The following is an 11659-nucleotide window of genomic DNA, read 5'->3' on the forward strand; positions in this document are numbered from 1 at the left end:
AGGCACTGTCGGCACTCAGCGCCAGTTGCCGATATCGGCGTTGTCGGCATCGCCGCCCTCTGCACCATCGGCGCCAAACGAGTAGACGTCGAAGCCGCCATTGCGGCCCGGACGCCGGTATTGATAGGCGTGGCCCCACGGGTCTTCCGGCAGCCGGCGGATATAGCCGCCCTGCCGATAACGTTCCGGCCGGGTCAGGCCGCTCGGCGCGGTGAGCAAGGCCTGCAGGCCCTGTTCGGTGCTCGGGTAGCTGAGGTTGTCCAGCCGATAGGTTTCCAGTGCCTGTTCCAGCACCGCCACGTCAGCGCGCGCCTTTTCCACCATCGCGCGGTCCTGGCTGGGCATCACGTTGATCATCACCACGGTGGCGAGCAGGCCGATGATGACGATGACCACCATCAGCTCGACCAGGGTGAAGCCACGCGCACGCTTGCGTGAGGTAAGCGCGTCGATGCGTTCACGGCATTGAATGGGCTGCATGAGGATCTCCGTAAGAAGCGGCCGCGCTCAACCAAGCGCGAGGGTGTTGAATTGCAGGATGGGCAACAGGATCGACAGCACGATGACCGCCACCACCCCGCCCAGCAGCACGATGATGGCCGGCTCCAGCAGGCTCATCGTGGCGGTGGTGAACGACTCGAATTCGCGTTCCAGATAATCGGCGGCGCGCTCCAGCATCGGCGCCAGGCGCCCGCTGTTTTCACCGCTGGAGGCCATGTACAGCAACGTCGGTGGAAACACCCCCGCGCGCTTCATCGCCGCGGCCAGGCTGCCGCCTTCGCGGATCGCGGTGACCATGCTGTCGGTAGCCAGCCGCAACGCACGGTTGTCCACGGTGCGCGCGGCAATCATCAGGCCCTCCATCAACGGCAGGCCGCTGTTGACCATGATCGCCAGCGTGCGTGCCATGCGCGCGGCATGCAGATCGCGGATCAGCCGGCCCAGCAGGGGCGCACGCAAGAGCGCGCGGTCCGCTGCCAGGCGCAGCGCCGGGCGTTTGAGCATGTGCAACGCGGCCATCGCCGCAACCACCAGCGCAAGGAGTAACGGGATGCCTGCATGCAGCAGAAACTGCGACACGCCGATCACCGCACGCGTCAGCCAGGGCAAGGCGCGGCCCATCGAATCGAACTGGTCCACCACCTTGGGCACCACGAAGGTCATCAGCACGATCACCACCGCACCGGCTGTCAATGCAAGTGCGGCGGGATAGACCAGTGCAGACTGCAGCTTGCTGCGGACCTGCGCCTGGCGTTCGAGCAGATCGGCCAGGCGTTCCAGTACCTGCGGCAAGGCGCCCGCGCTTTCGCCGGCGGCCACCATCGCGCGATACAACGCGGGAAACGCCTTGCCCTGGCGTGCCATCGCATCGGACAGGCGAAACCCTTCGAGCACCAGGCCATGCGTCTGGCTGGTGACCCGGCGCACGCCACGGCGTTCGGACTGGGTGCCGATGGTGCGCAGGGCTTCTTCCAGTGGCGCGGTTTCCACCAGGGTGGACAGCTGGCGGGTGAACAACACCAGGTCCTTGCCGCTGAAGCGCGCAGCGCGCACGGCCGTGCCGGCGGTCGCCGCGGCCGCTTCCACCCGCACGGGCACCCATTGCCGCTGCTCCAGCTGCGTACGCGCACTGTGTACGCTGTCGGCGCTGATCACGCCGTGCCGGTTGCGCCCCTGCAGATCGAGCACGGTGTAATCAAACTGCGGCATGCGCGTCGTCCTGCTGACGGGTCACACGCAGCGCTTCTTCCAGCGTGGTCAGGCCTTGCAACACGGCGGCGCGTGCGGCATCGCCCAGCCGCGGCGCACGCGCAAAGGCCACCTCCGCCAGCGCGTCTTCGTCGGCGTTGTCGCCGATCAGGCGGCGCATCGCATCGTCCACCGCGATGGCTTCGTAGATGCCTACGCGCCCGGCGTAGCCGCTGTGGTGGCAGGCGCTGCAGCCCACGGCTGTGTAGATCAATGCGTCGGCAGGCGCATCCAGTAGTTGGCGCGTACCCGCGTCGATCGTGCGCTCGCAGCGGCACTGCGGGCACAAGCGCCGCACCAGACGCTGCGCCAGGATCAGCCGCAGGCTCGATGCCAGCAGGAATGGTTCGATGCCCATGTCGCGCAGGCGCGTGACCGCCCCCACCGCGTCGTTGGTGTGCACGGTGGAGAGCACCAGATGGCCGGTGAGGCTGGCCTGCACCGCGATCTGTGCGGTCTCGGTGTCGCGGATCTCGCCGATCATCACCACGTCCGGGTCCTGGCGCAGGATGGCGCGCAGGCCGGCGGCGAAGGTCATTCCCACACGTGCGTTGACCTGGGTCTGGCCGACGCCATCGATGGCGTATTCCACCGGGTCTTCGACAGTGAGGATGTTGCGCGAGCCATCGTTGAGCAGGCTCAGCGCTGCATACAGCGTGGTGGTCTTGCCCGATCCGGTAGGGCCGGTGACCAGCACGATGCCGTTGGGCACCTGCAAGGCGCGCTGCACGGTGCGCATCACCGCCGGAGGCATGCCCAGCTGCGCCAGCGACAGCGTGCCCTGTTCCTTGTCCAGAATACGCAGCACCACCCGCTCGCTACCGCGCGTGGGCAAGGTGGAGACGCGCACATCCAGTGCCTTGGCGCCCATCACCAGCGACACGCGGCCATCCTGCGGGATACGTTTTTCGGCGATATCCAGCCGCGCCATCACCTTGACCCGCGACACCAGCAACGGCGCGATGCGTCCGGGCAACGTCGCTGCTTCGCGCATTACCCCATCCACGCGCAGGCGCACCCGCAGGCGCGATTCGTAGGATTCCAGATGCACGTCCGAGGCGCCCAGGCGCGCGGCCTCGGCGATGATGCCGTTGATCAGGCGGATGATCGGCGCATCGTCCTGGCTGTCGAGCAAATCGGCGGTAGGGATGTCGTCGATCAACGAATCCAGGCTGCCGTGCAGGTCCAGCGCCTCGACCTGCACGCCCTGCTCCAGCCCGGCATCGGCGTAGATCTCCGACACGTGCCGGTCGAACACCGATGGCGCCAGCGTGCGCACCTGCAGCGGCATGCCCAGCGCACGCCGCAATTCGATCAAGGCCTGCACATCGCCGCCTTCGCGCAGGCCGATCTGCGCGGCAGTGTCGCTGCCAAGCAACACCACGCCGTGGCGCTTGGCGAACGCGTACGAAATGCTGGCGCGTGCAGTGGTCATGGCATCAGCGCTGCGCGGGACGTGCAGCGGGCACAGGCGTGGGTGCCGGTGTCCGCTTCGGCACGACCGACGATGGGCCGGCCGGCAACTGCGGCGGCTGTGCCCGCAAATAGCCGCGCACCAACGCATCGAGCGCCGCTTCCGGATCGCCATCGGCCAGCTGCCGATCGCGCAGGTAGTTGTAACGCGGTGCGGTCATGCGCTGCGCATCGGCGGCATCGCGGATGATGGTGGGGCGGATGAACACCATCAGGTTGGTCTTGTCGCGGTTGCGCGACCTGTGCCGGAACAACGCACCCAGCCCGGGCACATCGCCGAGCAGAGGCACCTTTTCGACGGTCTGGCGATCGTTCTGGTCGAGCAGGCCACCGAGCGCAACGATGGCGCCGTTCTCCACCACCACGCGCGTCTCGATCTGGCGCTTGTTGAACACCAGCTCCGAGGACTGCGCGCTGACCGGCCCGGCAATGGCCGAGACTTCCTGCTTGATCGCCAGGGTGATGCCACCGGCGGTGTTGATCTGCGGGCGCACTTCCAGCTCCACGCCCACGTCCTGGCGCTGGATGGTGCGGAACGGGTTGTCGTTGGCCGCGCCCAGCACTTCGCCGGTGGTGATCGGCACTTCCTGGCCGACCAGGATGCGTGCCTGTTCGTTGTCCAGGGTCATGATCGACGGGGTGGACAACAGATTGGAGCCGGTGTCGCTCTTGACCGCATCGATGATCATGCCGAACACCGCATCGTTGCTTTGCCCGGCCAGCCCGATCAAACCGCCGCTTAAGCCCAGCAGCGATTGCGCGGCCACATTGCGCGCCTGTTCCAGCACCGAATCGTCATCGGCATTGCCGCTGCGGGTACCGGCGGCCGCAGCGGCCAGCGGCACGATGCCCGGCGACGCGCCGCTGTACTGCGTGGCGATCAACGGCACGGTGCCGTTGCGGCCGGCCAGCAGCAGCTGCACGCCCAGGCGCTTTGCAGCGGTGTCGGAGATCTCCACCACGATCGCCTCGACCAGCACCTGCTCGCGATGCACGTCCAATTGGCGGATCACGTCCATCAAGGCGCGCTGCGTTTCCGGGTCGGCATTGATGATCAGCGCATTGGAACCGGGGTAGCGCACGATCACCGGGCGCTTGCCAGCGGCCGGGGTGATCACCTGCGTCTGCGCGGCGCCGGTGGCGGCGGCAGCCACATCCACCGCAGTGGGGCGCGTGTCCTGCCCGGGCTGCGCCTCATTACCCGGGGTCTGCCCGACCAGTTGCTGCAACACCGGCAGCAATTGCTCGGCGCTGGCGTGCTGCAGCCGCACCACACTGACATCGCCACGACGTTCCGCGCGTCCGTCCAGGTCCACTGCGGTGCGCACCACCCGCTGCACCAGTGCGGGGTCGCCACGCACGATCAGCGAGTTGCTGCTGTCCACCGCCAACACCGACAGCACATTGCTGCGCTCGCCGCCTTGCCCGAACAGCGTGGTCAAGGTGCGCGCCAGTTCCTGCGCCGAGCTGTTGCGCAACGTCACCGTATCGATGGCCGCGCGGTCGGTATCGATCTGCGCCACCAAGGTGCGGATGCGGCGCAGGTTATCGGCGTAGTCGGCAATCAACAGGCTGTTGCCTTGCGGCATCGCCATGATGACCCCGCCGCGCCCGATCAGCGGCTTGAGGATTTCTGCGGCGCTGCGCGCATCCACACGCTGCAGGGTGAACACCTGCGTCGCGAACCCCAGATTGCCATCGGCCGCACTGCCGGGCTGTTGCGCGGCGGTGTCGTCGGGAATGATGCGGTAGGTCGCCGGCCCGCTGGACACTGCAATCAAGCCATTGGCACGCAGCACCGCCAGCAGCATGCCCAGCAGATCGGCCTCGGACATCGCCTGCGCACGCGCCACGTTCACCGTGCCCTGCACGCGCGTGTCCACGATGAAGGTGATGCCGGTGGCGCGCGACACATCCTGGATGAAGGCGCGCAGGTCCACATCCTGCAGGCGCACGGCCGGCGCATCTGCCGCGCGCAGCGATACGACCGGCATGGCGGGCAGCGCGAGCAACAAGGTGGCCGTCATCAGCCAGAGGGGACGAACGGCACTCATTGCGGGCGCTTCAGGGTCATGGTGTGGGTCTGGCCGTTGCGGCGGTAAGTCAGCGTGGCCGCCTGACCATCGCGTAGCTCGTCCTGCAGCTCGCGCAGGTGTTCGGCATCGAGGGTGCGGCCGTTGATCTGGGTCAGGACGTCGCCGGCGGCCAGGCCGGCCTGTCGCAGCAATGCCCCATCGCCGCGCGGCATGAGCGTGTAGCCGCTGCCGTCCTCGCTTGCGCGTAAGCCGGCGGAGCTCAGCAACTGCTGCGGGTCCACGGCGGCGGCGGCGGATGCGTGGGTGGCGTTGCCCACGTTCGACATCACCGCAGCGGCCGTGCCTGCTGTCGTCGTGCCCGCTACCGGTGTCGTCGAGGCGGGCATCTGCGGCGCAGCGTCGATCAACCCCAGCCGGCGCACGCCGCTGCCGGTGCGCAGCAGCACATGGTCGGCAGCGATCGCCTGCACCACCACACCGGGCACCACCGCATCGCCGACCCGGTAGGCGCCCTGTCTGCCGTCGCCGCGACTGAGATAGGCGGCCGCGTGCGTGTCACCGGCGCGCACACCATGCAGCACGATCCCATCGCTGCTGGCGTCGCCGACGTTGCGATAGAACACGTCGCGGCCAAGCGCAGACAGATCCAATGTCGCCTCGATGGCGGGCGCTCGCGTGCCCAACGGGCCGATCGGCGTGACCACCAGCCACACCAGGCGCAGCGCCTGTACCGCCAGCAGGACGGCCAGCGCGCAGACCACGGCGGTGCGTACACCACGCAGCGACATGACGGCATTCAAGGGGGGTAATACGCGCTGCAAAGCAGACATCCGTCTCAGGATTGCGAACGGATGACAGAATGCGGCAGCAATGTGTCAGTTCGAAGAAAGCGGTGACACAGGCCGGCACAGGCCGACGTGCGGCAGAACGCAAACGCCCGCCGTGCGTGGCACGACGGGCGTTTGCGGTGACGGACGCGTGCGACGGCTCAAAAGCGTGCGGTCACACTGATGTCATAACTGATTCCGGGCTGATAGGTGTACAGGTCCACCCGGTTGCTGCCCAGCTTTTGATACTCCTGGTATTTGGTCTTGAGCAGATTGCGTGCGGCAACGTTCACCGACAACGTATCGCCCGACCACACCAGGCCTTTCTTGATCACCAGATCCAGCGACGTGCCGGGCTTGTCGATGTAATCCGGCTGGCCGGGCCGGCCACGTGCCGATACCCGCTCGCCCACGTAATTGGCGATCAACGTGGCCTGGCTGTGCGTGCTCTCGCTTTCCACGCCGATCTGCAGATTGGCGATGTCATCCGATTGCCCCTGCAGTGCGGAGCCATCACGAATGAACAGGTTGGCCTGCACCGGTGCGCTGAAGCCGAACGGCTGCACCGTGTCGCCGGCGCTGGCGCTTACCTCCGAGATGGTACGCGTGTAATTGCCGGACACGAACACGCGCTTGTCGCCCCACCAGTCCGCGGCGATCGGCAGGTCCAGGTACTTCTTGGCCTCCAGCTCCACGCCGTACAGCGTGGCCTTGGGCGCATTGATGAAGCTCTGCACGATGCCGCCGCCGGGCGCGTCGTTGACGATGGCTTCGATCGGCTTGTCGATGTCCTTGTAGAAGGCGCCGATGGTGACGTACTGGCCCGGCTCGAAGAACCACTCGTAGCGCGCATCCAGATTGACCAGCTCGCTGTCCACCAGGAACGGGTTGCCGAAGAACTGGCGGTCGATATCCGGGTCCAGATACTGCTGCGGCGCCATTTCGCGGAACTGCGGCCGCGCGATGGTCTTGGAGGCGCCGAAGCGCAGCTGCTGGTTCTCGGCAAGATTCCAGGTCACCGTCGCCGAGGGCAGCGCGTAGCTGTTCTGCAGCGGCGCCACGCTGTCCTGCCGCGCGCCGCTGAAGATGTCGTACGGATGCACCGCCTGGGTGGCGTCCTCGTAACGCACGCCCACGGTGGCCCGCAGGGTCGGCACGATCTCGCCTTCGGCCTGCAGGTACGCCGCCTTCACCTTCAAGGTGGCGTCGTAGGCGGCCGCACCGAAACTGCCGGTGGTCTCGCGCAGCCGCAGCAGGTCGTTGCTGAGGTTGTAGTCGGAGAGCAGATAGTCCACGCGCTGATACTGGTTCAGGAACGGCAGCGGGCCATCCAGCGCCAGGAAACGGAATTCGCGGCTCCACGCGCTGCGGTCGTTGTCCAGATACGCCAGGCCGCCCTTGATGGTGAGGTCGTGCTCGATCGGCAGGCGCCAGGTGATATCCACGCCACCGCTGGCCACGGTGTCATCGACCTTGCTGAAGCGCGTGTAGTTCTGCACGCGCGACGCATCGTGCGCCCAGTAGCCATCCAGCAACTCGTAGCGGATGCCGGTCTCGTAGGGCACATCGCGGCTTGCATTGGCCACTGCGGCGCGCCATTCGATCTCGAGGTCATCGTATTCGCCGAACGCATGCGAGCCGAGCAGCTGGTTGTTGATCAGCTGGCGCTCGTACCACTCGGTGTTGTCGTCGCGCACATCGAAACCTGCCAGCTCATCGCGGCCGGCACGGCTGCGCGCCACCTTCAGTGCGTCGTGCACATACAAGGTGGTCCAGCCGATCTTGTGGCGCCCGTATTCCCAGCCCAGCCCCAGCATGCCGTTGCTGCGCACGTTGTTGCGGGTGGTGGCGAAATCGTAGTTGGAATTGAACTCCACGCTGTCGCCGACAAAGATGCCGTCCTGCTGCTTGCCGGTCCGCGTGCGCCATTCGTTGTCGTAGCTGGCAACGGCGACGATGCCCAGCTTGGCCTCGCCCACGTCCATGCTGTAGCCGGCGCTGCCGCCCACGTTGACGTCCGGGGCGATGCTGTCCTTTTCCTGCAGCACATACAGGTTGGCGTCGTTCATGCTGCGCCCGATGCGGCGGATGTCCTCGCGCGAGAAATTCCCCAGGTCCACGCGGCGCCCACTGCCGATCGCATCGCGCAACGCGCCCGGCTGCTTGCGCGTGCCATCATCAAAGCCCCACTCGTCGTCGCCGGAGCCGTAATACGTCAGGCCCTTCTCGCCGGTACTGACGCTATTGGCGCCGCGGCCCACGGTGAGCGACAGGAACGGCTTGTCCGGGACCGTCATCGACTGCAGATCGATCACGCCACCGCCGAATTCACCGGGGTAATCGGCCGAATAGGTCTTCTGCACGGTCACGCTTTGCAGCACGTCGCTGGGGAACAGGTCCAGCGGCACCACGCGCTGCATTGGCTCGGGGCTGGGCAACGGCGAGCCGTTGAACAACGCCGACGAATAGCGCTCGCCCAGGCCGCGCACATACACATACTTGCCGCGCGACAGGCTCAGGCCGGTGACGCGCGTCAACGCCACCGCCGCGCTGCTGTCGCCGGTGCGCTCCATGTCCTCGCGGGTGACGAACGAGGCCACTTCGGAGGTCTGCAGCATCGGTTCGGGAATGTACTCGCCGCGCACCACGACCTGGTCGAGTTGCTTGGGCGCAATGGCGGCACTGGAACTGCTGCCGCCGGCAGCATCGCTGGTGGTCGACTGCGCCAGTGCGGCGCCGGACATCAGCAAGGTGGAAATGGAAAGAGACAGGCCCGTCCGCGAGAGACGGGCAACAGTGGAGGTTCGCATCGTGGGAGCCCTGGCAACAGAAAGATGAAGCGGGACGCATCGCGCGGCGGCGTCGGGCCGCCGCGCAAGGCCGTGCCTCAGCAGGGACGATCGGCGGTCAGGCCGCAGGTCCAGCCTTGCCACCAGGTGTCGTTGGCATCGCGCACGCCGCCGATGTAGTTCACCTGCTGGAAGAAGCTGCTCACCCCGTTCAAGCCCTGGAACGCCGGTACTGCGGTTTCGTTGGCGCCATTGACGAAGGTGTTCTGCAGCGTGGACACGCCGTTGGCAACGTTGTTGGTGCCGGCTGCAAACTGGCTGGCTGCACGTGCATCGCTGCCGAATGCGGTCGGGCAGGCGAAGAACACCGAGTGGAAGGTGCCGGCGGTGTCGGCGTCAGCCATGTTCAGGCACACCAGGCCATCGCCGGTGCCGCCGGCCGGACGGGTGAACACCGAGTTGTAGAACGCTGCCTGGGTGCCCTGGTTGAGCATGATCGCCGCACCGGCGCGCGCATTGCCCACATAGGTGAAGTTGGCCACCTTCGGGCGCGAATACGGCTGGCGACGCAGGCTGCTCCACTCGTTCATGCGGTCGCCGCCACCGGCGCGCTGCACCACGATGCCGTACTGCAGGGCGCCGCTCCAGCCGGCATCGGTATCCAGCGAATCGTCGTCGGCGCCGGTGATCACGATGTGGCTGCCGTTGACGGTGCCACCGAACCATTCGATGCCGTCGTCGGAGCTGTTGTGGATCTGCACGTAATCCAGGCGCGTGCCGCTGCCCACGCCGGCCAGGGTGATGCCCTGCAGCTCGTTGTTGGGCGAGATTTCAAAGCCCGAATACATCACGCGCAGGTAGCGTAACGAGCCGCTGTTGTCGGTGGCGCTGTTACCGCCGTAGAACGCGTTGGTGCCCTCGACCTGCGCCTGGCACTCCGGTGTGCCCGACACGGTGGTGCCCGGGCAGTTATTGATCGCCGCACGACCCAGCACCACGATGCCGCCCCACAGGCCGATGGTGTTGGCGCTCACCGTGCCATCCAGCGCCTGGCGCGCAGTGAACACGATCGGTGCGGTGGCGCTGCCTTCGGCAAAGATCTGCGAGCCGCGGTTGACCACGATGTAATCGCTACCGGCAGAACCGTACAGGGTCACGCCCGGTTCGATGGTCAGGATGCCCTGCGTGCTGCCGGCCGCTGGCGCGGTGGCATTGCCACCGCGATCGGTGCCGACGTTGACACGCCCGCTGATCGAATACGCCGTGCCTGCACGGGCCGGCACCACCAGATTGCCGGTGATGGTCTCCGGCAACTGACACGAGCGCAGCGTGTTGTTGGCGATGGTGCCCACGTTGGAAAAGCCGGTCGGGCAATCCGCGGCCGGGCCGGTCGGTGTGGGTGCAGGCGTCGGTGCAGGCGTGGGCGCCGGCGTCGGTGCGGGCGCCGGTGCGGGCGGAAACGCGCCTTCGCCCGGCGACGCGACACGGTCGGCACCGCCACCGCAGGCAGACAATGCCAGCGCGGTCCCGAACGTCATGAGAAGTGTCTTGCTGCTATTGCGAACGGACATGCGGCTGATCTCCAGGTCAAAAGGTCCGGTATGAAGAGGAGTCGTCAAGAATTGGTTGCGTTCCGCTCACTGCAGTGGCGAGCACGTTCAAGATCCCCGTCACCGTTATAGGGGGCGTCTGTTGCATTTGTCTTACCACGACACATTTGACACACCACTGACACAGCTCGGCATGCACTGTGGCGGGATGACATCCCTCCCGATTGCTCCAGCATTGGCCGACTGGATCGTTGCGCAGGCCGTGGCCGGCCAACCACCCGAGCAAGCGCTACAGCCATTGCTCGATCAGGGCTGGAACGAGCAGGACGCCATCGATGCAGTCGAGACGCTGGTGCGCGCCCATATCCAGCAACACGCACAGGCAAACGGTCTGCCCTTGCCGATGCGCGTACCCGCACTGCTGCAACACGACGATGCATCACTACTGGATCTGGGCGATCGCCAGGTGCGCGTACTGGTCAGCCTGCTGCTGCCGCGCGTGGTGGTGCTGGAGAAGTTCCTGTCCGATACCGAATGCGATGCACTGATCGCACTCGCACAACCGCACCTGGTGCGCTCACGTACGGTAGACAACCGCAACGGCGCGCAGATCGTGCATGCGGCACGCACCAGCCACAGCATGTGCCTGCAGCTGGGCCAGGATGCACTTTGCCGAAGCATAGAAGCGCGCATCTCGCGCCTGCTCGATTGGCCGGTGGACCACGGCGAAGGCCTGCAGGTGTTGCGCTACGTCACCGGTGCGGAATATCAGCCGCACTACGATTACTTCGACCCCGACGCCGCGGGCACGCCGGTGCTGCTGCAGGCCGGCGGTCAACGCGTCGCGTCGTTGGTGATGTACCTCAACACGCCCGAACGCGGTGGTTCCACCCGCTTCCCCGATGTGCATCTGGACGTCGCGGCAGTGAAAGGTAACGCAGTGTTTTTCAGCTACGACCGCCCGCACCCGATGACGCGTAGCCTGCATGCCGGCGCTCCCGTATTGGCCGGCGAAAAGTGGGTGGCAACCAAGTGGTTGCGCGAGCGCCCAGTACGCATGCCCGTCTGACAACGACAAGCACTCCGTATGCGGTCGCCATGGGACTGCTGCGCTGCCGACGACTTGTCCAGAGGATGAGATCAGCTCCCCGGCGAAGGCACCGCGTCACGCCACTTGTCGATTGCTTGTCAAAACGCTGCGTACCGACTATCGCGACTGGTCCTTGCCCGCCCAC

The 11659-nt window shown here is 66.4% G+C and carries 8 protein-coding genes; 1 reads left to right on the forward strand and 7 read right to left on the reverse strand.

Annotated features, from left to right (window positions below):
• Window positions 1–15: 15 nt before the first annotated feature.
• From gspG to OZ10_RS13935, 7 genes are all read right to left on the reverse strand, one after another.
• Complete coding sequence (gene gspG, locus OZ10_RS13905) at window positions 16–480, reverse strand: type II secretion system major pseudopilin GspG (RefSeq protein WP_039565452.1); 465 nt, start codon at window positions 478–480, stop codon at window positions 16–18.
• A 27-nt stretch (window positions 481–507) separates the two neighbouring features.
• A complete protein-coding gene (gspF, locus tag OZ10_RS13910; protein ID WP_039565454.1) occupies window positions 508–1710 on the reverse strand; it encodes a type II secretion system inner membrane protein GspF in 1203 nt (400 codons plus the stop codon).
• Window positions 1697–3184: a type II secretion system ATPase GspE gene (gene gspE, locus OZ10_RS13915; protein ID WP_052210033.1), complete on the reverse strand. Its 1488-nt coding sequence runs from the start codon at window positions 3182–3184 to the stop codon at window positions 1697–1699. The genes gspF and gspE overlap by 14 nt, the downstream gene beginning before the upstream one ends.
• A gap of 4 nt (window positions 3185–3188) precedes the next feature.
• Complete coding sequence (gspD, locus tag OZ10_RS13920; RefSeq protein WP_039565455.1) at window positions 3189–5276, reverse strand: type II secretion system secretin GspD; 2088 nt, start codon at window positions 5274–5276, stop codon at window positions 3189–3191.
• Window positions 5273–6088: a type II secretion system protein N gene (locus OZ10_RS13925; protein ID WP_039565458.1), complete on the reverse strand. Its 816-nt coding sequence runs from the start codon at window positions 6086–6088 to the stop codon at window positions 5273–5275. The genes gspD and OZ10_RS13925 overlap by 4 nt, the downstream gene beginning before the upstream one ends.
• 158 nt (window positions 6089–6246) lie before the next feature.
• Window positions 6247–8895, reverse strand: a complete 2649-nt coding sequence (locus OZ10_RS13930) for a TonB-dependent receptor domain-containing protein (protein ID WP_039565459.1) — start codon at window positions 8893–8895, stop codon at window positions 6247–6249.
• A 77-nt stretch (window positions 8896–8972) separates the two neighbouring features.
• Complete coding sequence (locus OZ10_RS13935) at window positions 8973–10445, reverse strand: hypothetical protein (RefSeq protein WP_039414079.1); 1473 nt, start codon at window positions 10443–10445, stop codon at window positions 8973–8975.
• Window positions 10446–10632: 187 nt separating this feature from the next.
• Here OZ10_RS13935 and OZ10_RS13940 point away from each other — a divergent pair, with 187 nt between their 5' ends.
• On the forward strand, window positions 10633–11493 hold the full coding sequence (locus OZ10_RS13940) for a 2OG-Fe(II) oxygenase (RefSeq protein ID WP_039414082.1): 861 nt from the start codon (window positions 10633–10635) through the stop codon (window positions 11491–11493).
• Window positions 11494–11659: the final 166 nt, after the last annotated feature.

The sequence above is a fragment of the Xanthomonas cannabis pv. cannabis genome (genome assembly GCF_000802365.1).
Lineage (GTDB): Bacteria > Pseudomonadota > Gammaproteobacteria > Xanthomonadales > Xanthomonadaceae > Xanthomonas > Xanthomonas cannabis.